Raw genomic sequence first — 25,516 nt, forward strand, 5'->3', positions numbered from 1 at the left:
CCGCCTCAGTCTGTTGTCGCCTGCACCGACATCGGTGCTGGGGCTGGTTTAGGCCGATGGAATAGCCGCTCAAGCCACAAGTAAATGACCGGCGTAGTGAACAGCGTCAGAGCCTGGCTCACCAGCAAGCCGCCGACCACCGCGATGCCCAATGGCTGGCGCAGTTCGGCGCCGGTGCCATAGCCGAGCATCAGCGGCAGGGCGCCGAGCAGGGCCGCGAGGGTGGTCATGATGATTGGCCGGAACCGCGTCATGCACGCCTCATAAATCGCCTCTTGGGGAGGCAGGCCACGGTTGCGCTGGGCGTCCAGCGCAAAGTCGATCATCAGAATGCCGTTCTTCTTGACGATGCCGATCAGCAGCACCAGCCCGATCAACGCCATGATCGAAAAGTCCTGGCCGCAGATCCACAGCATGATCACCGCCCCGAGCCCCGCCGAAGGCAGGGTCGAGATGATGGTCAGCGGATGCACGAAGCTCTCGTACAGCACGCCAAGAATGATGTACACCGCCACCAGCGCCGCCAGAATCAGCCACGGCTGGCTGGTCAGGGAACTCTGGAACGCCTGGGCCGCGCCCTGGAAGTTGCCGCTCATGGCCGTCGGCATGCCGATGTCGGTCTTGGCCTGATTGAGCATGATCACCGCATCGCCCAACGCGACGCCGGGCGCCAGGTTGAACGACAGGTTGGCCGCCGGGAACATCCCGTCATGGGCGATGGACAGCGGGCCGATGGTTGGCGCATCGAATTTCGCCAGGGCCGACAGCGGCACCATTTCCCCGCTCAGCGGCGAGCGCAGGTAGAAATAGTTGAGGCTTTCGGCCTTGCCGCGTTGCTTTGTGTCGAGTTCCAGAATCACGTTGTACTGATTGGTCTGGGTCTGGAATTCGTTGATCTGCCGCTGGCCGAAGGCGTCATACAGCGCTTCGTCGACATCGCTGGCGGTCAGGCCGAAACGCGCCGCGGCGCTGCGGTCGATGCTGATGTGGGTGATGCTGCCGCCCAGTTGCAGGTCGTTGGAAATGTCGCGGAATGCCGGGTTGCTGCGCAGTTTTTCCGTCAGGCGCTGGGTCCAGGTGCTCAGGATGGCGCCGTCGTTGCTCTTGAGCACGTATTGGTATTGGGCGCGGCTCGGGCCGGAGCTGAGGTTGATGTCTTGCCCGGCGCGCAGATACAGCACGATGCCGGGGACTTTCATCAATTGCGGGCGAATCCGGTCGATGAACTGGCTGGCGGATACGTCACGGTCGCCGCGTTTTTTCAGCGAAATCCAGAAGCGTCCGTTGGCGATGGTCTGGTTACTGCCCGAAACGCCGACCGAGTGGGAGAACGTCTCGACGGCGGGATCGGCGGCGACGATCTCGGCCATCGCCAAGTGTTTTTTCACCATGTCGCCGTAGGAAATATCAGCCGCCGCTTCGGTGGTGCCGAGGACGAAACCGGTGTCCTGCACCGGGAAGAAACCCTTCGGAATGAAAATATATCCCGCGACCGCCAGGCTGAGGGACAAGCCAAACACACCGAGCATCAATTTCTGATGGGCGAGGGCGTGGCGCAGGCCTTTCTCGTACCACGCCAGCAAACGCTCGCCGAAACCAGGTTTGCCATGGGCGTGATGCGCCGGTGCTCGCATAAATAGCGCGGCCAGGGTCGGCGCCAGCGTCAGGGACACCACCACCGAAATCATGATGGTCGAGGTGGCAGTCAGGGCGAATTCCTTGAACAGTCGCCCGACCACGCCGCCCATGAACAGCAACGGAATGAACGCCGCCACCAGCGAGAAGCTTATAGAAACCACGGTAAAGCCGATCTCGCCGGCGCCCTTGATCGCCGCCTCGCGCATGCCTTCGCCGGCCTCCAGATGACGGTGAATGTTCTCCACCACCACAATCGCATCGTCCACCACAAACCCGACGGACACCACAATCGCCACCAGCGTCAGGTTATTCAGGCTGAAGCCCATGATGTACATCAGGGCAAAACTGGCGGTCAGCGACACACCGAGCACCGCTGACACGATCAGCGTCGCTGACAACTGGCGCAGGAACAGCGCCATCACCGCCACCACCAGCAGGATCGCGATCAGCAGGGTGACTTCCACTTCATGCAACGAGGCGCGGATGGTCTGGGTGCGGTCGATCAACACTTTGACCTGCATCGAGGCCGGCAGCATGGCCTCCAGCGTTGGCAAAGCCGCTTGAATACGGTCGACGGTCTCGACGATGTTGGCGCCCGGTTGGCGGAAAATCACCAGATTCACCCCCGGCTTACCATCGGCCCAGGCCTGAACGTAGGCGTCTTCTGAACCGTTGATGACTTTGGCCACATCCTTGAGATGAACCGGTGCACCGTTCTTGTAGGAAACGATGAGTTGGCTGTATTCCTCGGGATGGAACAACTGATCGTTGGTGGACAAGGTCGAAATGCTCGACTCGCCGTACAACGCCCCCTTGGCCAGGTTGAGGCTGGATTGCTGGATCGCCAGACGAATGTCCGCCAGGGTCAGGCCGATGGCGGCGAGTTTGTCCGCCGACGCTTGCACGCGGATCGCCGGACGTTGCTGACCGCTAACGTTGATTTGGCCTACGCCGTCGATCTGGCTGATCTGACGGGCGAGCAGGGTTTCCACCAGGTCACTGACTTCGGTACCGGGCATTTGCGGCGAGTTGATGCTGAGGATCAGCACCGGGCTGTCGGCCGGGTTGACCTTCCTCCACGTCGGCAGGTTCGGCATGTCTTTGGGCAGTTTTCCGGCGGCGGTGTTGATCGCGGCCTGGACTTCCTGGGCGGCGGTGTCGATGCTTTTGTCGAGGGTGAATTGCAGGGTCAGGATGGTCGAGCCCAGGGCGCTGCTCGAGGTCATCTGGGTCACGCCGGGGATGGCGCTGAATTGCACTTCAAGCGGCGTGGCCACCGACGAAGCCATGGTCTCCGGGTTGGCGCCGGGCAGTTGTGCAGCCACCTGGATGGTCGGGAATTCCGCTTCCGGCAGCGGTGCAATCGACAGCCGTGGAAAGGCGATCACCCCCAGCAGCACCAGGGCAAAGGTCAACAGAACCGTCGCCACCGGATGATCGATGCACCATGCGGAAATCGAACCATGGCCCTTCATGGTTTCGGCTCCGACCGGACCACTTGCGGTGGCTCAGTCAGTACCTGAACCGTCGAGCCGGGTTTGAGCCTCGATTGGCCGTCGCTGACCAGCACATCGCCCGGTTTCACCCCTTTGATAATGTCCTGGCCACTGCCCTGATAAACCATCTGTACCTGAACGACTTCGACCTTGTCGCCGTTGACCCGGTACACGAAGTGTTGATCGAGGCCACGTTGCACGACGGTGGGCGGCACCACCAGTGCATTTTTATCCAGCGCTGTCTGAATCTTTACCGTCACCAGCAGGCCCGGCCAGAGTTTCTGTGCGGGGTTGGCGAATTCGGCCTTGGCGCGGATGGTGCCGGTGTTGGCGTTGATCTGGTTGTCGATCAGGGTCAGGTGGCCTTCGCCCAGCAGGTTGCCGGTTTCGCCGTCGGTGTCGGCACCGATGTAAGCCTTGACCGGCGTGTGCTGTGGATCGTTGATCAGGCCCTGCAGGATTGGCAGCATTTGCTGCGGCAGGGAAAACTCCACGGCGATCGGGTCGATCTGGGTCACCGTGAACAAGCCTTGGGTGTCGGTCATGCGCAGGAAGTTGCCTTCATCCACCGTGCGAATACCGACGCGACCGGTGACGGGCGAGCGAATCTGTGTGTAGGAAAGCTGCACCAGAGCGGCATCGATCGAGGCCTGATTGCCTTGGGCAGTGGCTTTGAGTTGATTGACCAGGGCTTGTTGCTGGTCGTAGGTCTGTTTGGACACGCCGTCGTCGACGCTCAGCAGTTTGTAACGTTTGAGGTTGACCTGCGCCACTTGCAGTTGCGCCTGACTTTCGCCCAGTTGCGCTCGGGCCTGGTCGAGGCTGGCGCGGATCGAACGGTCGTCGATGGTGGCCAGCAGGTCACCTTTGTTCACCCGTTGGCCTTCCTTGACCAGCAGTTGGGTGAGGATGCCGTCGATTTGTGGACGCACCACCACGCTGTGCAAGGACAGCACCGAACCGATGCCGCTGACGTAGCGGGGTACATCTTTTTCGACGACGCTGACCACCCGCACGGGAATGGCGGTGGAGGTGGTCAGTTTGGTCGTGGCGGGTTTGGCGGCGTACCACACGCCCAGCGCTGCCAGGACGATCAGAAGGGCGGCGAACAGGGCGATTTTTTTCTGAATTCGCATGCGAGTGGGGCGCCGGGCAGAGTGGTCGGAGTTATGTCAGGTTCATACCCTCCTTTATAAACCTGTTAGCCCGTCAGGAGAGTGACGGGTAACTGACGGCGCTGTCAGTTTGGACCTCTTTGGATTGATGCTGATTCCCCGTGATCTCGCTCCACTGTAGGCGCGAGGCTTGCCCGCGAAGGCGGCAGGTCGGTCAGCACAAAACCCGACGGACTCGCTTGCGGCGTGAAGCTTGCGGCTCCCGACACAGGTATACTGCCGTCTTTCGCGGCTCGCCTACCGGGCCCGACTCTTTGAGCATCACCCGGAGCTTTCATGACTTCCCCGACACAACCGCCGGCTGCCGACGCTTTGAGCGACGACCAGGCAGATCTGCCAGACAGCGTCGACTCCAGCGCAGACAGCGAAACCAAAGCGGCGATTCCTGCGTTCAAGTTTCCGTTCAAGCCGGGCGAACTGGCCGCAGCGAAGAATGCCAGCCAGCCCTGGTACAAGAATGGCGCCAAGAACGGTCACACCAAGACACCGGGTGCAGCGCCTCCTGGTACCCGTCGTTCGATGGGTAAGCGCTGAGTTCTTACCTCTGCGGTGCCTGATCTATCGTCATCGCGAGCAGGCTCGCTCCCACAGTTGATCTTCATGAGACACAGCTATTGTGTACGACGAAATCCACTGTGGGAGCGAGCCTGCTCGCGATGAGGCCATTAAATACAACATCCCCTCTGGCTCACGCCGCCCGCAGCGAAATAAACGCATAGTTCAGCGGCGCTTCAGTCGCCACCAGCGCCCCGGCCGCCTGCACTTGCCCGGCAATATCATCGCCCGATACGTGAAATACCCATTCACCGCCAGCTCCCGCCAGTGATTGCTGCGCCACCTGATCAATGACCATGGCAAACGCCGTCATGTCCGGCAGATAAGCGGTAAAGCCATCGCCCTTCAGCGCTGTCTTCCGAATCCCCAATAGCGCACAAATCGCATCCTTGGTCTGAATCTCATCGCGATCCGCCTGCCGGGAGCGCTGGATCAATCCCGCCAGTTCCTGATCCACCAGCTCACCACCGATGATCAAATCCGGCCCTGTTTCCCACGACTCGGGCGGGCATTCCTTAACCGTCGGGTTGAACGGGATGTGCGGATTGATTTCCATCGGGTAGATGCGGCACACCAACGGTCGACGTTCGTAGATGCGACAGAGGTTGTCTTCGTCAAGATTCCGGCAAGGGCCGACGTTATAGGCGGCAAAGGTGATCGCCACATGCGCCTCGCAGGCGCCGCTTCGAACCACCACCGAACGGCGCTCGGCGTGTTCGCGTTGTTGCGCTGGCAGGCCCAGGCCATTGGTGAGGAAGGCTTCCACCAGCACGATCACCTGACCGCCATCGGCCGCCCACATACGGGCTTCGGCCAGTGTCAGGGGCACATGGTGGTCGGTGCAGCATTTGCCACAACCTACGCAGGAAAACGGTGTATTCATTGAGCGGCCAGTGACCTGTGAGGATATGAAATGGCGACAAAAAGCCACCGCAAAGGCCTGTGTCGAAGCAAGTTATGCGCCAGTCACTGCGCTTTTGCCGTTGGGCGGATCGAGTCCCATTCGGTCACGTAGGCGGTTTTGCTCTTCTTGTTGTAGAGGCACAGCTCGGTGCCTTGCTGGCCTTTCATGTGTTTTTGCGGGTACTGGCCTTGCAGCAGGAGCGCGGTGTAACCGACCCGGTCATCGAACTGCGCGGCGTTGCCGACGGGTTTGGTGTTCTTCAGGCCGCTGGCCTGTGTGCAACTGGCGAGTACGGCTTTGTCGTAGGCGGCCCAGGCGTCGGGGCTGGAGGCGTGGGCCTGGGTGGCGAGGGTGGTGAGGCAGAGGACGGTCAGGGTGGTGGCTTTCATGATCAGGCATCCTTGGCGTGTAGTGGTCGGGGTCGGAGTATGCCTGATGGTTTGATGTTGGTTGTGCGGGCCTCTTCGCGAGCAAGCCCGCTCCCACAGTGGATTTTCGTTGTACACAAAATGTGTGTTTCATGAAGATCAACTGTGGAAGCGGGCTTGCTCGCGAAGGCGGTGTGTCAGACAGGCACGGGCTCCCGGCGGACTACATACATCCCGGCACTTTCATACAAACGCTGCGCCCGAAGGTTGTTTTCAAGCACCTTCAGATCCACAAAACCTTCGCGGCGCTGCTGAAACACCTTGAAAGCATGCAGCAGCAGTGCACGGCCAAGTCCGAGGCCTTGAGCGCGCGGATGCACCACCAGGTTTTTGATATAGGCACTGGTCCAGCACTGGGCGACGCCGACGATACCTTCGGCATCCAGGGCGATGAAGCACAGTGTCGGGTCGTATTCGGGATCGGTTTCGAAACGCTGTTGCCAGACTTCCAGCGCCGGCACTTGACCGCCGCCGTCGAGATGACCCAGCGCCATCAAACGGTGGATGGACTCGGCGAGTTCCGGGCGGTACTCGGTCAGTTCAACCCCATCTGGCCAGTTGATGGCTGGCACAACCTCTGTCAGGTTGCGCCGCATCAGCCAGCAAAACGCCTCGGCCAACACTCAGTGACCTTGTTCGGCGACGGCCCTGGCCGCCTCGATCAGGCACCTGGTCAGTTCCGGCGAGGAGAACTTGGTCAGCACCCCGTTGGCCCCGGCCAGTCGAGCCTTCTCGCTGTTCATCGCGCTGTCCAGCGACGTGTGCAGCAGTACATAGAGGTGTGAGAAGTCCGGAGTTTCCCGCAATGTGCGAGTGAAGGCGTAACCGTCCATCTCCGACATTTCGATGTCCGAGACGATCAGGTTGATCTGCTGGGCGGTGCCTTGCAGGTCCAGCAGGCAATCGATGGCTTCCTTGGCACTGCGGGCAGTGTGGCATTGCAGGCCGAGGTTGCGCAGGGTGTGCACCGATTGTTGCAGGGCGACCTGGCTGTCATCGACCACCAGAATCCGCGCATTGCCCAGGACTTCAGCCTCTTCCATGCTCAGTTCGGTCGGGGTCATTTCGATCTGCGCCGGCGCGATGCCGTGGATGACCTTTTCGATGTCCAGCACTTGCACCAGAGTGCCATCCACCGAAGTCACGCCGGTGATGTACGAGCGCACACCGCCGGAGCCGAAGGGTGGCGGGCGGATGTCGGTGGTCAGACAGTGGACGATTTTGCTCACCGCCTGAACGTGCAGGCCCTGCTTGGAGCGGCTGACGTCGGTGACGATCAGGCAGCCACCGTTGGGGTCTTCCAGGGGGCGCTCGCCGATGGCGCGGCTCAGGTCGATCACCGACAGCGACGCGCCGCGCAGGGTGGCGATGCCTTTGACGTGGGGGTGCGACTCCGGCAGCTTGGTCAGCGGCGGGCAGGGGATGATTTCGCTGACTTTCAGCAGGTTGATCGCCATCAGCTTGCCGCTGCGCAAGGTAAACAGCAGAAGCGAAAGTGAGTCTGCGCGGGCTTTATTGGAAGACATAAAAACCTTCTGTGGAGAAAGGTGATGGGCGATTACGAGCATCGCCAACAGCTATCGATGCCGGGTTATCGACTTGTCGGGGGCAGGCTTTAGTGCCAATAAATGTTGAGTAGATCAAAAGATCGCAGCCTTCGGCAGCTCCTACAGGGGATTGCGGTCAATGTAGGCGCTGCCGAAGGCTGCGATCTTGGCTTATTTCATGCCCAACCGCTTGGCCATCCGCCCCAGATTCGCCCGATCCAGACCCAGCTCCCGCGCCGTGCTGGCCCAGTTGTGCTGGTGCCGTTCCAGGCAAGCGCTGATCAGTTGGCGCTGATAATGCTCGGTGGCCGCACGCAAATCCCCTGAAACCAGCTCAGCCGCCGGCGCGGCAACCACCGGCTCCGGCGCGTGCTCAACGCTGCCATTGGGCAAGTCCAGATCCGCCGCGCTCAAACTGAGAATCTTCGGCCGTTCCTTGCAGTTACCCAAGGCTTTCAATGCACTGCGGCCAATCAAATGCTCCAGCTCCCGCACGTTCCCTGGCCAACCATACGCCAGCAGGGCCGCTTGGGCATCGCTGGTCAGGCGCAGGCTATTGAGGCCCATGCGTGAGCGGTTTTGCTCCAGGAAGTAGCCGCTGAGCAACAGCACATCCCGACCGCGATCCCGCAGGGCGGGCACCAGCAGCGGGTAAACGCTGAGGCGATGATAGAAGTCGGCACGGTAGCGACCGCTGCGAACTTCCTCGGCCAGATCGCGGTTGGTCGCTGCGATCAGTCGCACGTCGACCTGATGTTCCTTGTCCGATCCCAGTCGCTGCAATTGCCCGCTCTGCAACACCCTCAGCAATTTAGCCTGCACCGTCAGTGACAGTTCGCCCACTTCATCGAGAAACAACGTGCCGCCATTGGCCAGTTCGAACTTGCCGCGACGATCACTCGTCGCCCCGGTGAAGGCTCCGCGCACATGGCCGAACAGTTCGCTCTCCACCAGGGTGTCCGGCAGGGCGGCGCAGTTGAGGCTGATGATCGGTTTGGCGGCCCGTGGCGACGCCGCGTGGATGGCTTGGGCCACCAGCTCTTTGCCGACCCCGGTTTCCCCGGTGATCAGCACCGTCAGGTCGCTGCCGCCCACCAGGTTGATCTCTTCCACCAAGCGTTTGTGAGCCTTGCTCTGGCCGATCATTTCGCGGTTTTGCTGGCCGCTGGCCTGACGGTAAACCTCGGCGCGCTGGTGTTCGTCTTCGGCGCGATTGGCCAGCCGTTCGATGCGCTCGGCGGCGTTGACCGTGGCGGCGGCGAGGCTGGCGAAGGCTTGCAGGGCATCTAGCTCGATCGGTTCGAAGCGTTCAGGGGCGAGGGCGTCGAGGGTCAGCAGACCCCACGGGCGCTCGTCGATAAACAACGGGCAGCCCATGCAGTCGTGGACTTCCAGGTGATCGTGCAGGCCGTCGACCAGGCCGTCATAAGGATCGGGCAAATCGCTGTCGGCGGCGAAGCGAGTCGGGCCGGAACTGCTGAGCAGCGTTTCGAACCGCGGGTGTTCGCTGACCTTGAAACGTCGGCCGAGGGTGTCGGTGCTCAACCCGTCCACGGCCAGCGGCACCAGCCATTCGCCGTCGAGTCGCAGCAGGGCGGCGGCGTCGCAAGGGAGTAGGGCGCGCATGGCTTCGAGCAGGCGTCGGTAGCGCTCGCCTTCGGGCAGTTCGCGGGACAGGTCGGAAACCAGGGGCAGCAGAGTGGTGAGCAGTAATTTTGCAGTCATAATGACTCCGTGTAGTCGGTATGACTATAAAGCGTCGTGTGTCCATATGACTACTTTGTTTTTAACTAGTTGATTTATAGCGTTTTAATTGTTGGCATGGAAACTGATACGTAAGGGTTATTCATATAAAGCCCAGGAGTCGCTCTTATGCTTAGCGTTCAAGACCGTGCCATCGTCAAGTCCACCGTGCCGCTGCTGGAAAGCGGCGGCGAAGCGTTGATCACTCACTTCTACCGCATGATGCTCTCCGAATACCCGGAGGTCCGCCCGCTGTTCAACCAGGCCCACCAGGCCAGCGGCGATCAGCCTCGCGCCCTGGCCAATGGTGTCTTGATGTACGCGCGGCACATCGACCAGCTCGATCAGTTGGGCGACCTGGTGGCCAAGATCATCAACAAGCACGTGGCTTTGCAAATCCTCCCGGAACATTACCCGATTGTGGGTAGCTGCCTGTTGCGGGCGATCTCCGAAGTGCTGGGCGAAGAGATTGCCACGCCTGAAGTGATGAGCGCGTGGGGTGCGGCTTACGGTCAATTGGCCGAGATCCTGATCGGCGCCGAAGCCAGCATCTACGACCAGAAAGAGCAGGCTCCGGGCGGCTGGCGTGGCGCGCGGGAATTCATCGTGGCGGCCAAGGTCGAGGAAAGCGCGGAAATCACCTCGTTCTACTTCGAACCGGCCGACAAAGGCCCGATTCTCGCGGCAGAGCCCGGCCAGTACATCGGCATGAAACTGATCCTCGATGGCGAAGAAATTCGGCGTAACTATTCGCTGTCGGCGCTGGCCAACAAGGGCCAGTACCGCATCAGCGTCAAGCGCGAAACCGGCGGCCGCGCTTCCAACCATTTGCACGATCAACTGCACGTCGGCGCGAGCATCATGCTGTTCCCGCCAGCGGGCGACTTCACCCTGACCGCCAGCGACAAACCGCTGGTGCTGATCAGTGGCGGCGTGGGCATCACCCCGACGCTGGCGATGCTCGAAGCGGCGCTGGCGACCGAGCGGCCAGTGCATTTTATCCACTGCGCACGCAACGGTAGCGTTCATGCCTTCCGCGACTGGATCGATGGCCTGGCCGAGCGTCATCCGCAGCTCAAGCGTTTCTATTGCTATGCCGAAGACGATGGCGTCAGCCCGGCGGCGGACAAGGTTGGCCTGTTGAGCCAGGAGCAACTGGGCGAATGGCTGCCGCAGCAGCGCGATGTGGATGCTTACTTCCTGGGGCCTAAAGGCTTCATGGCGGCGATCAAGCGTCACCTCAAGGCCTTGGGGGTGCCGGAGAAGCAAAGCCGTTATGAGTTCTTCGGGCCGGCCGCGACGTTGGAATAAACCTGTAGGCGACCGGGAAACCGAGTTGCCTTCATCGCGAGCAGGCTCGCTCCCACATTTGATCAGCGTACGACGCGGTCACCTGTGGGAGCGAGCCTGCTCGCGAATGGCCACGCCACGGTCCTGATTCGTAAAAATCACTTAAAAGTTAATCCCTTCTTAACCGGCTTATCGTTCATTCCTCCAATCTCCGCCAGCCAGTTCAAGGCTCTCAAAGGTCAGGGACAGCGTGTAGACTTGCGGGCAATTGATATTTAGAAGGGAAACGCGATGAGCGAGGAAACAATGCGGTTGGGACGTGAACGGCGCTATCTGGTGTTGCTGGGCATCATCTGCCTGGCGCTGATCGGCGGTGCGCTGTACATGCAAGTGGTGCTGGGCGAAGCGCCATGCCCGCTGTGCATCTTGCAGCGCTACGCGTTGTTGCTGATCGCACTGTTCGCGTTTATCGGTGCGGCGATGCGCACCCGTCGCAGCATTACGCTGTTCGAAGTGTTGGTGGTGATCTGCGCCATCGCGGGTGCCGGAGTGGCCGGGCATCACGTTTATACCCAGTTTTACCCGACGGTCAGCTGCGGCATCGATGTGCTGCAACCGATCGTCGACGGCCTGCCGCTGGCGAAGATCTTCCCGCTGGGCTTCCAGGTCGACGGTTTCTGCTCCACGCCGTACCCGCCGATCCTCGGCTTGTCCCTGGCGCAGTGGGCGCTGCTGGCGTTCGTGCTGGTCGTGGTGCTGGTGCCGCTGCTCACGTCGCGTAACCGTAAAGCGCTACGCTGAGGCTGCCCGCCGCACCGTTACATGAAACAAAAAAACGCCCCGATTCTCGTTGAGAGGCCGGGGTTTTTTGCATGTTCGCAGGTCAGGTAAAAGGACCGTGATGTGCGGCAACGAAGGGTGCGACATGTGTGCGACATGTTGTCACAGCTTGATTGTCGCAGGGCATTTCAAGACGCTGAATCGGGGCACCTCCATGCACCCAAAACGGGGTTTTCAAGCCACTGCCGGTTTCAGCGCTCATCAGCCGAAGCAGGCAGTTTTAACAGGGGCTGGCAAATGGCCAAAGCCCTTGTCACGTAGGGGGTAGAGCAGGGTCGAAGGCGAGCGCAGAACCCTGGAAGCTGTCTGAACTTCGCGGGGTAGACCTACATTTTTTGGTGTTTTTGTTGAGAATGTATTTCGATACCATGGCGCACTTTTGCAAAAGCCGTGAATGATTGTTGCTGAAACGGATAAAAATTATTTCGGGATAAGACGTGGTTTATGAATCGTCATATATCTACAATCGCCCGCACTGAATTCCCGGCACTGCTCACCCCTTACTCAGGGGCATGAGCGGAACAGGGTGTCGAGAGGCCTGATGGCTTCATGCGACCCCAGATGTCGGTGCCTTCCGACGATCCGCACCAAATGGAATTGGTCTGTAACAAGGCCCTTGACCACGAATTCGAATAAGAACACACCGCAGGCCCAGCAATTGTCGAACAGCGTCTGACGCGCGACGGGGCAGGCCCTTATTCAATCCAAGAAAAATGCCAACCCTTGGCAGGGTGAAGTGTTGGCGATCAAAACCCAACTGCATTGCGCAAGCTGCTTTAGAGGTCGTGAGATGAGTAAAAACAGGTACCCCAGACTACTAGGCTTATTGCCGCTGCTCGGCACGTTGTTGCTGGGAGGCTGCAACATGACCTTGCTCGATCCCAAGGGCCAGGTCGGCCTGGATGAGCGAAACCTGATCATCACCGCAACGCTGCTGATGCTGTTGGTCGTCGTGCCGGTCATCGTCATGACGTTCCTGTTCGCCTGGAAATACCGCGCTTCCAACAAGGACGCCGTCTATACGCCAAAATGGTCCCACTCCACCAAGATCGAAATCGCGGTGTGGACTATTCCGGTACTGATCATCATTGCCCTGGGTTACGTCACCTACAAGTCGACCCACGCCCTGGATCCTTACAAGCCGCTGGAGTCCGACGTCAAGCCGATCACCATTGAAGTGGTCGCGCTGGACTGGAAGTGGCTGTTCATCTACCCGGAACAAGGCATCGCCACGGTCAACAAGATCGTGTTCCCGGCCCACACGCCGATCAACTTCAAGGTGACGTCCGACTCCGTGATGAACTCGTTCTTCATCCCGGCTCTGGGCGGCCAGATCTACGCGATGGCGGGCATGCAGACCAAACTGCACCTGATCGCCAACCAGAACGCTGAAATGGACGGTATCTCCGCCAACTACAGCGGCGCGGGTTTCACCGGCATGAAGTTCAAAGCAATCGCCACTTCCCAGGAAGATTTCGACGCCTGGGTAAGCGAAGTCAAAAAGGCACCTAAACAGCTTGAACAAGCTGAATACGCAGCCCTGTCCAAGCAGAGCCAGAACAACCCAGTCGAGCTCTACTCCTCGGTCACGCCGAACCTGTTCCAGATCATCGTCGACAAGTACGAAGGTATGAAACCGGGCAAGCCGATGCACCACGAGAAGAAAGAGCACGAAGTGGCCGCGATGGAAGGGATGGACATGAGTTCGCATTCAGCTGCCGGGGCAGAGGAGTAAACGATGTTTGGTAAATTAAGTTGGGAAGCGGTCCCGTTCCACGAACCGATCGTGATGGTGACCATCGCCATGATCGCGCTCGGCGGTCTGGCACTGTTCGCTGCAATCACCTACTTCAAGAAGTGGACCTATTTGTGGACCGAGTGGTTGACCTCGGTCGACCACAAGAAAATCGGCGTGATGTACATCATCGTCGCCATGGTCATGCTGCTGCGTGGTTTTGCCGACGCCATCATGATGCGTACCCAGTTGGCCATGGCCACCGAGGGTTCGCCTGGCTACCTGCCACCTGAACACTATGACCAGATCTTCACCGCTCACGGTGTGATCATGATCATCTTCATGGCGATGCCATTCTTCACCGGCCTGATGAACCTTGCAGTGCCGCTGCAGATCGGCGCCCGTGACGTTGCCTACCCGTTCCTGAACTCCCTGAGTTTCTGGCTGCTGGTTTCCGGCGTGGTGCTGATCAACCTGTCCCTGGGCGTTGGCGAATTCGCCAAGACCGGTTGGGTTGCCTATCCGCCGTTGTCGGGCCTGCAATACAGCCCGGGCGTGGGGATGGATTACTACATCTGGGCGCTGCAGCTATCCGGGCTGGGTACGACGCTGACGGGGGTCAACTTCCTGGCCACCGTGCTGAAAATGCGTACCCCTGGCATGAAACTGATGGACATGCCGATCTTCACCTGGACCTGCACCTGGGCCAACGTCCTGATCGTGGCTTCGTTCCCGATCCTGACCGCTACCCTGGCTTTGCTGACGCTTGACCGTTACATGGATTTCCACATTTTCACCAATGAACTTGGTGGCAATCCGATGATGTACGTCAACCTGTTCTGGGCCTGGGGTCACCCCGAGGTTTACATCCTGATTCTGCCGGCGTTCGGGATCTTCTCCGAAGTCATCTCGACCTTCACCGGCAAGCGTCTGTTCGGCCACCATTCGATGATCTACGCCAGCGGCGCGATCTCGATCCTGGGCTTCATGGTTTGGCTGCACCACTTCTTCACCATGGGTTCGGGTGCCAGCGTCAACGCCTTCTTCGGTCTGGCGACGATGCTGATTTCCATCCCGACGGGTGTGAAGCTGTTCAACTGGCTGTTCACCATCTATCAAGGCCGTCTGCGTTTCACCAGCCAGGTTCTGTGGACCCTGGGCTTCATGGTGACTTTCGCCATCGGCGGCATGACCGGCGTACTGCTGGCCATTCCGGGTGCTGACTTCGTGCTGCACAACAGCTTGTTCGTGATCGCGCACTTCCATAACGTGATCATCGGCGGCGCGGTATTCGGTTACATCGCAGGTTTCGCCTTCTACTTCCCGAAAGCGTTCGGCTTCAAGCTGCACGAAGGTTGGGGCAAGGCAGCATTCTGGTTCTGGATCACCGGCTTCTTCGTCGCGTTCATGCCGCTCTATGTACTGGGCTTCATGGGCATGACCCGTCGTCTGAACGCTACCACCAACCCTGAGTGGGTACCGTACCTGTACGTGGCCATGTTCGGTGCGGTGATGATCGCTGCGGGTATCGCCTGCCAGCTGATCCAGCTGTACGTCAGCGTGCGTGACCGCAACAAGCCAGAAAACATGTGCGAACACGGCGATCCGTGGAATGCCCACACCCTGGAATGGTCGACCTCCTCGCCACCACCGTTCTACAACTTTGCCGTGCTGCCAAAAGCAGACAGCATCGACCCGTTCACCGAAGCCAAGGAAAACGGCACCGCGTACAAGGCTCCAGCCAAGTACGAGCCGATCCACATGCCAAACAACACCGCGACCGGTCTGGTCATGGGTGCTCTGTTGACCGTGTTCGGTTTCGCGATGATCTGGCACATCTGGTGGTTGGCCATCGTTGGTCTGGTGGGCACCGTGGGCTACTTCGTGATCCACGCTGCACGCGATGATCAAGGCTATATGGTGCCGGTCGACGTGATCGAGCGCATCGAAGCCGAGCAGCACAAGCGTCTGGTAGCGGCCGGGAAAGTTCCAGCCACCGCCACCCGTGTTGAAACCTCGTTGGAACAGGCTTAAACCATGTCGAACTTAGTGACCAATGCTGGACACACCCATGTCGATGGACATGGGCATGATGACCATCACCACGACTCGGGCGAGATGACCGTATTCGGTTTCTGGCTCTACCTGATGACCGACTGCATTCTGTTTGCGTCGATCTTCGCGGCGTACGCGGTACTGGTTAACAACGTAGCGGGTGGCCCGTCGGGCCACGACATCTTCGAACTGCCATACGTACTGGGCGAAACCGCTCTGCTGCTGTTCAGCTCGATCACCTACGGCTTCGCCATGCTGGCGTTGTTCAAGGGCAAGAAGAACCAGGTCCTGGGCTGGCTGGCCATGACCTTCCTGTTCGGTGCCGGCTTCATCGGCATGGAGATCAACGAGTTCCACGTGTTGATCTCCGAGGGCTTCGGTCCTAGCCGCAGCGGCTTCCTGTCCGGGTTCTTCACCCTGGTCGGCACCCACGGTCTGCACGTGACCAGCGGTCTGATCTGGATGGCGATCATGATGTACCAGGTGCAGAAAAACGGCCTGACGGCGACCAACAAGACTCGTCTGAGCTGCCTGAGCCTGTTCTGGCACTTCCTGGACGTGGTGTGGATCTGCGTATTCACCGTTGTTTATCTGATGGGGACTATGTAAATGGCTAACGCTCATTCCCACGATAGCCACGACGCCGGCCACGGCAGCGTCAAGTCCTATGCTATCGGTTTCATCCTGTCGGTGATCCTGACCGTCATTCCTTTCGGCCTGGTGATGTACCCGTCGCTGCCGAAAGCCCTGACCCTGTGGATCGTACTGGCCTTCGCAGTCATCCAGGTGCTGGTGCACCTGGTGTACTTCCTCCACCTGGACCGTTCCGCCGCGCAGCGTAACAACGTGATTGCGTTTGTGTTTGCCGCGATCGTAATCGTCCTGTTGGTAGGCCTGTCGCTGTGGATCATGTTCAGCATCCACACCAACATGATGGCGCACTGAGGTAAGTCCGGATGTCCTTTAAGCACTTTATCCAAATCACCAAACCGGGGATCATTTTCGGTAACGTGCTTTCTGTGGCAGGCGGATTTTTCCTGGCCTCCAAAGGGCATGTCGATCTGGCCATCTTCCTGGCCGCCATGATCGGGACGTCCCTGGTAGTAGCCTCCGGTTGCGTGTTCAACAACTGCATCGACCGCGATATCGACCTGAAGATGGAACGCACCAAGAACCGGGTGCTGGTCCAGGGCTTGATCTCCCTGAAACTGGCCCTGGCTTATGCGACCGTCCTGGGTGTCGCCGGCGTTGCGTTGCTGTACAAGGTGGCCAACCCGTTGGCCGCGCTGTTCGCGGTGATCGGTTTTGTCATCTACGTCGGCTTCTACAGCCTGTACCTCAAGCGCAAGTCGGTTCACGGCACGCTGGTGGGCAGTCTGTCGGGGGCGATGCCGCCGGTGATCGGTTACGTCGCGGTCAGCAATAACTTCGACATGGCCGCACTGACGTTGCTGGTGATGTTCAGCCTGTGGCAGATGCCGCATTCCTACGCCATCGCGATCTTCCGCTTCAACGATTACCTGGCCGCATCGATTCCGGTGCTGCCAGTGAAGCGCGGCATTGAAGTGGCCAAGAAACACATCCTGCTCTACATCCTGGCCTTCCTCGTGGCGACCTTGATGCTGACCTTCAGCGGCTACGCCGGCATGAGCTACCTCGCCGTCGCCGCGGCCATGGGCATGTACTGGTTGTACATGGCCTGGACCGGCTACAAGGCAGTGGATGACACGGTCTGGGCACGCAAGCTGTTCGTGTTCTCGATCTTCACCATTACTGCTTTGAGCGTGATGATGTCGCTGGATTTTAAAGTGCCGAGTGAGCTGTTGCTGACTTACGCGCCTTAAGCTTCGGATGCTGTAAAGAAAAGCCCCGCCTTCGAGAGAAGCGCGGGGCTTTTCGTTCATGTGCGGTTGTTACACGGTGCGTCGAGCACCTTCACCACGTCATCGACGATCGCCTTACTCATATCCTGCAAATAATGCGAGGCCCAGGCATGTCGGTCTGTGTCGCGAACCATCGCCGCATCTGATGCGAGCAGTTTGGCGACATGGAGCAAGTCGGTGGCGTGGGAGAGTGCTTCGATCAACGGGGCTCCGGCGTTGATGCGGAACAAGGGTTCGTTGGTGTGGAGGGAGAAGTGGGTGAGGCCGATGGTTTTCAGGTCTTGGGGGTTGGTCATTGGGCACCTTCGGTAGCTGGGAGCTGGTGAGTTATGACCGGAGGGGCAGAAGCATAAATTTTGAACGGATTGCTGGCGTGCATCTGGAGAACTCCGATTGGTTCCTGCATCTGTTCGAGTTCTCAGGCCCGGTCGCTGAATTGGCAGCGACTGTTTGAGGTTGGCGGGCAAGGGTAGGGTGCACAATCGTAGCGACGTACTGGCCTGTGTAAGATTTTGTGTGCGGCTTGAGAGTCCGGGCAACACACCTTCCGATTCAGCCTCCGATGGTGCGGACGGCATGTTTCTCGTCCAATCTGACGGTTGAGGTAGGTATTATTGGGGATCTAAGTTCGTGATTGGCGCAGGCGCATGAGATCGAAGAGCTCCTACCTCATAAATGGAGCGAATCACAGTCGAACTGGACTGGTGAGCGCTACGTCCCGAATAGGGCCATTCCAAGCGATGGGTGAGAGTAGGAATACTACGATAAGGAAAGCTACCTGGGACAGGTAGAACGGCTCCAGCCACTGCTGCTTCAATGCGACGTAAAAAGTGTTATGGGTTACGTCGACCAAAATAATCGCTACCGTAAGCACGATTCCGGCTCTTGGCTTGATGAAAAGTAGCAGTGCGGCAAGCGGGTCAAAAAACGTAAGTGCCCCCCAGAAAATACGGCTAGCCAAGTAAGCGCTAGGTCCATATCCATAGTCCCAGAGCAATCCATGCGAAACGTCTGCACGGATGTGATTAGCGGTTGCGATGAAAAGGCAGCATGCGAACAAAATCCTGACGGCGAATGACAATCTTGGCATGGCGTTATCTACACTCGTGATCTACGCCCTGCATGATAGCGGGATCGACCAACGACGCTAGCCGTTGCAAACTGGGCAGGTGTGATGCTTACGTTAGAGATGGCGCGCAGCACCTGAATCGAGTGCCAATCCCGGGCGTACAGGCAATAAAAATCCCCGCTCTGATGGCGGGGATTTTTATGTGCAACGTTTAGCGTTACTGCGCGGCGATGCTGTAGCCGTCGAACGCGGTTTGTTGCTGAAGCGCGGTGATGATGTTCTTGCGGTTGACCGCTTGTTCGGCCCCGGCATTGTCCAGGAACGTTTCGCTTTCCAGTTCCGCTTCCTCGCCTTCGCCGACGAAAGTGAAGCCCAGGAACTCCAGCGCTTCACGGTCAACGTTCAGGCGCGAGCGCGGGGTGCGCAGGGGCAGGGTGACGCTGATGCCGTCCTTGCTGATGGTGAACACTTCGACTTCTTTCTTGGCGCGAGCCGCTTTGCTCTTGCCGCTGCTCGGGTTGCTGATGGCTTGGTGAGTCTGGTTCAGTACCTTCAGCGCCAAGCCATAGACGATTTCCTGGAACGCCGGGTCATCCTTGAAGCTCGACAGAATGCGGCTGATCGGGAATTTGCTGCTCAGGTCTTCCAGGGCGGCAATGTCGGCCGCTTCGGCGTCTTTCAATTGCTTGAGTTCGCCCATCAGTTCGTAGGCTTTATCGTCATCGAAGCTGTCGTGAGCCTGGCGAATCGCGGTGCGCAGCTCGCGGATCTGGTCGCTTTCCCGGGTGGATTGAAAAGCGTCCAGAACCATCTCGCTGATGGTCTTGGCCTGTGGCACGTGTTGTGAAAGATTGATGGAGTTTTCGTATTCCGCTTTGGACGACAAGGTGACTACGGATTCAGCGGTATTGGAATCGGACATTGAAATTTCACTACTTCTTTAACTTGGATTGAGGCGAGAAAGCACGAGGCCTTTTCAGGCCGCCTAATCTATTGGACCGAGGCTGCGTTGTCACGGATGAACAGGCGGCTGGTCAGCATTTTTGGCGAGGGCCTTTTAACCGGCAGCCATTTTGGGACGTTGCGCCTGAAGCTCCAGCAACAGCCGATAAAATTTCAGCGACCGTCCGCAGATCAATCCATAGACAAATCCCGACGCCGAAGCCTCGAACAGCAGCACCTCAAACGTAGCAGCCTGTTCCGGATGCACGTCGTCCTGATAGCCGAAGTAAAAGTTCACAGCAAAAAACAGCTGGCAGAGCACCAGCGTCTTCCAACTGCCAGGCACGATCAGCCCGGTTTCCGGATCATCCAGCTCCACGCCCTTGCGCGAAAAAAACACCAGCGCCGCGAGGCTGCCCAGCAGAAACGTGACCAACCAGCAACCCACCGAGAGCTGAGGGTTCAGCGTGAGGTTCAGTGAAAACAGGGACCATGCCAGCAGGGTCGGCGGAGTGACAAGTAATGCGGCTTTGCTTTCATGGGTCGGATAAAGCGCTTTGATCCCGAAGTAACACAACACCAAAAAAAACACGTAAACCCACAGCGGGATGTTTTGCAGGGTGATGAGCATTGCGCAGCGTTCCTTGCCGAAAAATGAAGGCCGGGATAATAGCCGTTGCTATGGCCAAAGTGGTCGACTATTTCCTCATTGCGTTCGGATTCGTCGACCGAACAGCCCATTGCTCGGCGGTCTGCTCATCCACCGGTAACGAGAAGCGAAAGGTCGCGCCGCGTCCGGGCACATCGATCAGTTCGATCTCGCGACCGTGCAATTGCAGGATCCGATGCACGATCCGCAGCCCCAGTCCGCCATCGCGCCTGGCGCCGCCAATGTTGAACGGACGCAGGAACAGACTTTCGCGCAACTCGGGGGTGATGCCGGGACCGGTGTCGCTCACGGTCACTTCGATAAAAGCCCCCTGAGGGCGGAGGCTCAGCTCGATCTCTCCACCTTGAGGCGTATGACGCAGCGCGTTGTCGAACAGGTTGGTCAGCACCCGCTCGATCAATCCCAGATCTGCGCAGGCCGCCGAGACGTTGGGGGCGAAGGTGGCCTTGAGCTCGACCTGGCGCGCTTCGGCGCTGAGTTCGAATTTCTGAAAGATGTCCTGCACCAGATCGGTCAGGGAGAAGCGCTCCAGCACCGGTTGCACGAAACCGTGTTCCAGCCGCACCAGTTCCAGCAGTGATTGGGCCAGGCCGCCGACCTTGCGGCTTTGATCCAGGGCGATTCCCAGATAGCGGCGGCGGTCGGCGGGGGACAACGTGGCGTCCTTGAGCGACAGGGTTTCCAGGTAACCATGCAGCGAGGCCAGCGGTGTGCGCAGGTCGTGGGAGATGTTCGCCACCAGTTCACGACGCTCCTGATCCTGACGGGTCAGCGAGCGCCATTGTTCGCCGAGGCGCGCTTGCATCTGCCGGAAGGCGGCGTCGAGTATGGCAATTTCATCGTGGCTGGCGGCTTTTTCTACCGGCTCTGGCTCTGGCTCGGGCGAGGCGGGCGGCGCCGACGGAACGCCATTGATATCGAACCGGCTGACTTTCTCGGTCAAACGGCGCAATGGCCGGGTGATCAGAGCAAATGCCGTAAGGCCTGCAATCAGGCACAGCAACGCCACCAGTCCAATGGACAACAAAGCGGTATTGAGCGCTGCGCTGGTGGCGCCGCGTTCGGCGAAACGGTCGTGTTCTTCACTGAGCAACACCACATAGAGATAACCTGCCGGTTGACCGTTGACCCGCAATGGCGCGGCGCTGAACACCTTGCTGCCATCGGCGCTGCGCGGATCGTCGCCGAGAATCGGCAGGGCCTCGCCTTTGAGCAAACGCTGGATCGGCGCCAGATCGACCTGCTCTCGGCGTATCCGGCCCTCGGGCGCGGCGCTGCCGACAATTCGGCCTGCGGTGTCCAACAGATAGACCTCGACACTGGGGTTGACCAGCATCAGCTGGCTGAACAATTCACGCACGGCATTGGGCATCGGGCCATTGCGGTCCATCAGTACGGTGTCGTGGGCGATGTGTTGCGCCAGATCCCGCGACAACCCCTGCACCACTTCCAGTTCATGCATCTGGTTGGAACGCACCTGCATCCATACCGAGGTGCCGCAGCACACCAGCAACAGTACGGCGAACACCAGGGACAGGCGTTGAGTCAGGGTCAGCCTCATGGCTGCTCTCCGCTTGCTGCGAATTTGTAGCCACGACCCCACACCGTGAGGATGCGCGCCGGTTGCGCCGGATCGCCCTCAATCTTCGCCCGCAAGCGGTTGATGTGGGTGTTGACCGTATGTTCGTAGCCTTCGTGACTGTAGCCCCATACCGCGTTGAGCAGGTCCATGCGCGAGAAGACCTTGCCGGGCTGGCGGACGAAGAAGTACAGCAGGTCGAACTCCCGTGGCGTGAGGTCAAGACGCCGGCCGTCGAGGGAGACTTCACGGGTGATCGGGTCGATGGACAGGCCATCGCTGATCAGGCTGCCGGCATCCATTTTCAGGTTGCGGGCCATGGCGTCGACCCGTCGCAGCAGTGCCTTGACCCGTGCCACCAGCTCGAGCATGGAAAAGGGTTTGGCCAGGTAATCGTCGGCGCCCAGCTCCAGCCCCAGAATCCGATGGACTTCGCTGGAGCGCGCACTGGTGATGATGATCGGGGTGTAGCGGGCCATGGCCCGGGCACGGCGGCAGATTTCCAGGCCGTCGACGCCAGGCAGCATCAGGTCGAGGATCAGTGCGTCCCAGCTTCCTTGCTGCAGCAGTCGCATGCCCTCATCGCCGTCGGCGCAGTGCACCACCTCGAACTGCTCATCGCGAAGATGAAGGCAGATAAGGTCGGCGATATGCAGGTCGTCCTCGACCACCAGGACGCGTTTGGTCTGTTCCATGGAGCTCGATCCTTTGTGACGCAATGAACACATTGTGCGGGTTTTCCTGAGGCTGAGTTATCACGAATTGTTTAACTCCTCGTGAGGATTTGGCGATCAACTCAAGCCTAGGCTGTGTTCCATGCAAGGCACCTGGCATTTTGGAGAAGGCCCATGTTTTCACGGCGACAGTTTCTCGTAGCAAGCGGCGGGCTAGGGGCTGCAGCCCTGGTGATCGGTGTATTGCCAAAATTTTCCGCAAGCGTCGCGTTGGTCGATGAAGCCCGCGCACAGGAGGTTTTCGAGGTGACTCACAGCGACAGCGAATGGCGCGCCCTGCTCAGCGCCGAGCAGTACGAAATACTGCGCGAAGAGGGCACCGAACGGGCCTATAGCAGCCCGCTGAACAACGAGCACCGCAAGGGCGTTTTTGCCTGCGCCGGTTGTGATCTGTCGTTGTTTTCTTCCGACACCAAGTTCGACAGTCGTACCGGCTGGCCGAGTTTCTGGGTTCCCCTGGACAACGCGGTGGCCACCCGACAGGACCGCTCCTTCGGTGTATTGCGCGAAGAGGTGCACTGTCGTCGTTGCGGCGGTCATCTGGGGCATGTTTTCGAGGACGGGCCAAAGCCCACCGGTCTGCGTTACTGCATGAACGGCCTGGCGCTGACCTTCAAGCCACAGGCGTGATTCATGGGCACTTCCTTTCACTCACTTCATGCAGGTCGACGTTATGTGGCTTCTGGTCCTCGCTTATCTCGGTGGTGTGCTGACGATTGTCAGCCCGTGCATTTTGCCGGTATTGCCCTTTGTCTTCGCTCGCACCGGGCAGCCGTTTATGAAGAGTGGCTTGCCGTTGCTGGCGGGGATGGCGCTGACCTTCGCGCTCGTCGCCTCGTTGGCGGCGGTGGGCGGCGGTTGGGTGGTGCAAGTCAATCAGTACGGTCGCTGGCTCGCGTTGCTGTTCGTTGCACTGTTCGGGTTGACGCTGTTGCTGCCGCGGGTGGCCGAACGCCTGACGCGTCCATTGGTGGCGGCCGGCGGTCGGCTGTCGGAAGCCGCTGGCGCCGATGCCCGGCCGCGTCCCGGCGCTTCATTCCTGATCGGCGTCGCCACGGGCCTGCTCTGGGCACCCTGCGCCGGGCCGATTCTGGGTTTACTGCTGACCGGCGCTGCGCTGCAAGGGGCAAGCATCGCGACCACCCTGTTGTTACTGGCTTACGCGGGCGGTGCCGCAACTTCTCTCGCCGCGGCACTGCTGCTGGGCGGTAAAGTCTTCGCCGCGATGAAGCGCTCGATAGGCGCAGGCGAGTGGCTACGTCGTGGCCTGGGCGCAGCGATGCTGGTCGGTGTGGTGGCGATTGCCCTGGGGCTGGACACCGGGATTCTGGCGCGGGTTTCGACGGCGTCCACCGGCGGCATCGAGCAGGTGCTGGTTGACCGATTGGCCAGTAAGACACCGGCCAACAGCGGGACGATGATGGCGCAGATTCCACGGGCCGGCGATCAACCCGCCGGCAGCATGATGGCCGCTGGCGACGCGATGAAAGTGACCGCGAAGGCGCCGAACGCACTGCCGATTGAGGGCAACCTTCCATCGCTGGACGGCGCTGTGCAATGGCTCAACTCGCCCCCACTCACCGCCCAGGCGTTGAAGGGCAAGGTTGTGCTGGTGGATTTCTGGACTTACTCCTGCATCAACTGCCTGCGCACCCTGCCGTATGTGAAGGCCTGGGCCGAGAAGTATCGTGATCAGGGTTTGGTGGTGATCGGTGTCCATGCGCCCGAGTTTGCTTTCGAACGGGATGTCGGCAATGTCACCAGCGCCATGAAGGGCCTGGGCATCACCTACCCGGTGGCAATCGATAACGACTACAGGATCTGGCGTGCTTTCAACAATCAATACTGGCCGGCTCACTACTTTGCCGATGCTCAGGGGCGCATTCGTTATCACCACTTCGGTGAAGGCGAGTACGCCGAATCGGAGCGAGTGATTCAGCAACTGCTGCGTGAGGCAGGCGCCGTGAAAGTCGCGGACGGACTGATCAATGCCAATGCCCAGGGTGTTCAACTCGCCCCGGACATGAATGAAGTGCAATCGCCCGAAACCTATGTCGGCTACCGGCGGGCGGAGCATTTCGCCCCTGAAGCCGGCTTGGTGCCGGACAAGGTGGCGGTCTATAGCCCACCTTCACAACTGACCCTCAATGACTGGAGCCTGGACGGCCAATGGACTGTCGGTCCGGAGCGGGCCGTCTCAAGCGCGCCGGCCAGTCGCATCGTTTATCGCTTTCACGCTCGCGATTTGCACTTGGTGTTGGGCCCCGGTGCTGACGGTAAACCGGTACGCTTCAAAGTGTTGATCGATGGAAAGCCCCCCGGAGATGCCCACGGTATCGACGTCGCGCCCGATGGCAGCGGCAGCGTCACCGAGCAGCGGTTGTATCAACTGGTACGCCAGACCGCAGGCGTAACGGAGCGGACATTCAGCATCGAGTTTCTCGATCCCGGTGTGTCGGCGTATGCATTCACGTTTGGTTGATAGCCCCCATTCATTCAGGAGACAGCCCATGAAAACTCCATTCAACTGGCGTCGCACCTTGCTGGGTCTGGCCGCCGCTGGCGTTATCGGTCAGTGCTCTGCGTTCTCTTTCGCAGGCGTCGAAGAGGCGGTCATCATTCCTGCGCCGACGCTCGACGAAACCACCCAGGCGCACAGCGAAACGGCGGTTTTTGCCGGCGGTTGCTTCTGGGGCGTCCAAGGCGTGTTCCAGCATGTCAAAGGGGTGAAAAATGCGGTTTCCGGTTATGCCGGTGGCGCAGCCAACACCGCTCAATACGAGCGGGTCAGTAAGGGGGACACTGGCCATGCGGAGGCCGTCGAAGTGACCTTCGATCCCGCTCAGGTCAGTTACGGAACCTTGTTGCAGATCTATTTTTCGGTGGCCCACAACCCCACCGAACTCAACCGTCAGGGCCCGGACAGCGGCACTCAGTATCGGTCGGCGCTATTCCCGAAAAGCACCGGGCAGCAACGCGTCGCCCAGGCCTACATCACCCAGCTCGACGCTGCCCACGCGTTCAATAAACCGATTGTCACCAAGCTGGAAAGCTACAACGGTTTCTACCCGGCGGAGGAGGAGCACCAGGACTTCCTGACCGAGCATCCGACGTACCCCTACATCGTGATCAATGACCTGCCGAAAGTGTCGCAGTTGAAGCAACTGTATCCGGATCGGTATCAGGAAAAACCAGTGTTGGTGAAAGCGGGAATGTAGGCAGGTGGCTGACAG

At 59.5% G+C, this 25,516-nt stretch carries 23 protein-coding genes; 11 read left to right on the forward strand and 12 right to left on the reverse strand.

The window, feature by feature from the left end:
- Window positions 1–5: 5 nt before the first annotated feature.
- On the reverse strand, window positions 6–3,113 hold the full coding sequence (locus LOY38_RS05590; protein ID WP_258699155.1) for a multidrug efflux RND transporter permease subunit: 3,108 nt from the start codon (window positions 3,111–3,113) through the stop codon (window positions 6–8).
- Window positions 3,110–4,270, reverse strand: a complete 1,161-nt coding sequence (locus LOY38_RS05595; RefSeq protein ID WP_258699156.1) for an efflux RND transporter periplasmic adaptor subunit — start codon at window positions 4,268–4,270, stop codon at window positions 3,110–3,112. The genes LOY38_RS05590 and LOY38_RS05595 overlap by 4 nt, the downstream gene beginning before the upstream one ends.
- A 315-nt stretch (window positions 4,271–4,585) precedes the next feature.
- Between LOY38_RS05595 and LOY38_RS05600 the strand changes: the two genes are divergently transcribed.
- Window positions 4,586–4,843: a hypothetical protein gene (locus tag LOY38_RS05600; protein WP_258699157.1), complete on the forward strand. Its 258-nt coding sequence runs from the start codon at window positions 4,586–4,588 to the stop codon at window positions 4,841–4,843.
- A 154-nt stretch (window positions 4,844–4,997) separates the two neighbouring features.
- Here the strand turns inward: LOY38_RS05600 and LOY38_RS05605 are convergent, their stop codons facing one another.
- The 5 genes from LOY38_RS05605 to norR all read right to left on the reverse strand — a co-directional run bounded on the left by LOY38_RS05605 (window position 4,998) and on the right by norR (window position 9,468).
- Window positions 4,998–5,747: a YkgJ family cysteine cluster protein gene (locus tag LOY38_RS05605; RefSeq protein WP_258699158.1), complete on the reverse strand. Its 750-nt coding sequence runs from the start codon at window positions 5,745–5,747 to the stop codon at window positions 4,998–5,000.
- 83 nt (window positions 5,748–5,830) lie between these two features.
- Complete coding sequence (locus LOY38_RS05610; protein ID WP_258699159.1) at window positions 5,831–6,157, reverse strand: hypothetical protein; 327 nt, start codon at window positions 6,155–6,157, stop codon at window positions 5,831–5,833.
- 176 nt (window positions 6,158–6,333) lie between these two features.
- A complete protein-coding gene (locus LOY38_RS05615) occupies window positions 6,334–6,792 on the reverse strand; it encodes a GNAT family N-acetyltransferase (protein ID WP_258700666.1) in 459 nt (152 codons plus the stop codon).
- A 27-nt stretch (window positions 6,793–6,819) separates the two neighbouring features.
- Window positions 6,820–7,722 (reverse strand): chemotaxis protein CheV, encoded by a 903-nt coding sequence (locus LOY38_RS05620; protein ID WP_258699160.1) that lies wholly within the window; start codon window positions 7,720–7,722, stop codon window positions 6,820–6,822.
- Window positions 7,723–7,914: 192 nt separating this feature from the next.
- Complete coding sequence (norR, locus tag LOY38_RS05625) at window positions 7,915–9,468, reverse strand: nitric oxide reductase transcriptional regulator NorR (RefSeq protein ID WP_258699161.1); 1,554 nt, start codon at window positions 9,466–9,468, stop codon at window positions 7,915–7,917.
- Window positions 9,469–9,615: 147 nt separating this feature from the next.
- Between norR and hmpA the strand changes: the two genes are divergently transcribed.
- From hmpA to cyoE, 7 genes are all read left to right on the forward strand, one after another.
- Entirely contained in the window at window positions 9,616–10,797 is a 1,182-nt protein-coding gene (gene hmpA, locus LOY38_RS05630) for an NO-inducible flavohemoprotein (RefSeq protein WP_258699162.1), read from the forward strand.
- A gap of 270 nt (window positions 10,798–11,067) precedes the next feature.
- A complete protein-coding gene (locus LOY38_RS05635; protein WP_258699163.1) occupies window positions 11,068–11,577 on the forward strand; it encodes a disulfide bond formation protein B in 510 nt (169 codons plus the stop codon).
- Window positions 11,578–12,406: 829 nt separating this feature from the next.
- On the forward strand, window positions 12,407–13,351 hold the full coding sequence (gene cyoA, locus LOY38_RS05640) for a ubiquinol oxidase subunit II (protein WP_258699164.1): 945 nt from the start codon (window positions 12,407–12,409) through the stop codon (window positions 13,349–13,351).
- A gap of 3 nt (window positions 13,352–13,354) precedes the next feature.
- Window positions 13,355–15,385: a cytochrome o ubiquinol oxidase subunit I gene (gene cyoB / locus LOY38_RS05645; RefSeq protein WP_258699165.1), complete on the forward strand. Its 2,031-nt coding sequence runs from the start codon at window positions 13,355–13,357 to the stop codon at window positions 15,383–15,385.
- A 3-nt stretch (window positions 15,386–15,388) separates the two neighbouring features.
- Entirely contained in the window at window positions 15,389–16,015 is a 627-nt protein-coding gene (locus tag LOY38_RS05650) for a cytochrome o ubiquinol oxidase subunit III (RefSeq protein ID WP_008044529.1), read from the forward strand.
- Window positions 16,016–16,351, forward strand: a complete 336-nt coding sequence (gene cyoD / locus LOY38_RS05655) for a cytochrome o ubiquinol oxidase subunit IV (RefSeq protein ID WP_008025399.1) — start codon at window positions 16,016–16,018, stop codon at window positions 16,349–16,351.
- A gap of 11 nt (window positions 16,352–16,362) precedes the next feature.
- Window positions 16,363–17,250 carry a heme o synthase gene (gene cyoE / locus LOY38_RS05660; RefSeq protein WP_007941628.1) on the forward strand — a complete coding sequence of 296 codons (888 nt, stop codon included), beginning with the start codon at window positions 16,363–16,365 and terminating at the stop codon, window positions 17,248–17,250.
- Between the two features lie 56 nt (window positions 17,251–17,306).
- Here cyoE and LOY38_RS05665 read toward each other — a convergent pair whose 3' ends face one another.
- The 5 genes from LOY38_RS05665 to LOY38_RS05685 form a co-directional block, all read right to left on the reverse strand.
- Entirely contained in the window at window positions 17,307–17,585 is a 279-nt protein-coding gene (locus LOY38_RS05665; RefSeq protein ID WP_258699166.1) for a DUF3077 domain-containing protein, read from the reverse strand.
- A gap of 990 nt (window positions 17,586–18,575) precedes the next feature.
- Complete coding sequence (locus tag LOY38_RS05670; protein ID WP_258699167.1) at window positions 18,576–19,280, reverse strand: hypothetical protein; 705 nt, start codon at window positions 19,278–19,280, stop codon at window positions 18,576–18,578.
- 135 nt (window positions 19,281–19,415) lie between these two features.
- Window positions 19,416–19,931 carry a hypothetical protein gene (locus LOY38_RS05675; RefSeq protein ID WP_258699168.1) on the reverse strand — a complete coding sequence of 172 codons (516 nt, stop codon included), beginning with the start codon at window positions 19,929–19,931 and terminating at the stop codon, window positions 19,416–19,418.
- Between the two features lie 67 nt (window positions 19,932–19,998).
- Window positions 19,999–21,531 carry a HAMP domain-containing sensor histidine kinase gene (locus tag LOY38_RS05680; RefSeq protein ID WP_258699169.1) on the reverse strand — a complete coding sequence of 511 codons (1,533 nt, stop codon included), beginning with the start codon at window positions 21,529–21,531 and terminating at the stop codon, window positions 19,999–20,001.
- Complete coding sequence (locus tag LOY38_RS05685) at window positions 21,528–22,244, reverse strand: response regulator transcription factor (protein ID WP_258699170.1); 717 nt, start codon at window positions 22,242–22,244, stop codon at window positions 21,528–21,530. The genes LOY38_RS05680 and LOY38_RS05685 overlap by 4 nt, the downstream gene beginning before the upstream one ends.
- Window positions 22,245–22,397: 153 nt before the next feature.
- Between LOY38_RS05685 and msrB the strand changes: the two genes are divergently transcribed.
- The 3 genes from msrB to msrA are packed head-to-tail and all read left to right on the forward strand — an operon-like array spanning window position 22,398 to window position 25,501.
- Entirely contained in the window at window positions 22,398–22,913 is a 516-nt protein-coding gene (msrB, locus tag LOY38_RS05690) for a peptide-methionine (R)-S-oxide reductase MsrB (protein WP_258699171.1), read from the forward strand.
- Window positions 22,914–22,956: 43 nt separating this feature from the next.
- On the forward strand, window positions 22,957–24,765 hold the full coding sequence (locus tag LOY38_RS05695; protein ID WP_258699172.1) for a cytochrome c biogenesis protein DipZ: 1,809 nt from the start codon (window positions 22,957–22,959) through the stop codon (window positions 24,763–24,765).
- Between the two features lie 28 nt (window positions 24,766–24,793).
- Window positions 24,794–25,501, forward strand: coding sequence for a peptide-methionine (S)-S-oxide reductase MsrA (gene msrA, locus LOY38_RS05700; protein WP_258699173.1), 708 nt, complete (start codon window positions 24,794–24,796; stop codon window positions 25,499–25,501).
- Window positions 25,502–25,516 lie beyond the last annotated feature (15 nt).

This window comes from Pseudomonas sp. B21-015, from assembly GCF_024749285.1.
GTDB lineage: Bacteria > Pseudomonadota > Gammaproteobacteria > Pseudomonadales > Pseudomonadaceae > Aquipseudomonas.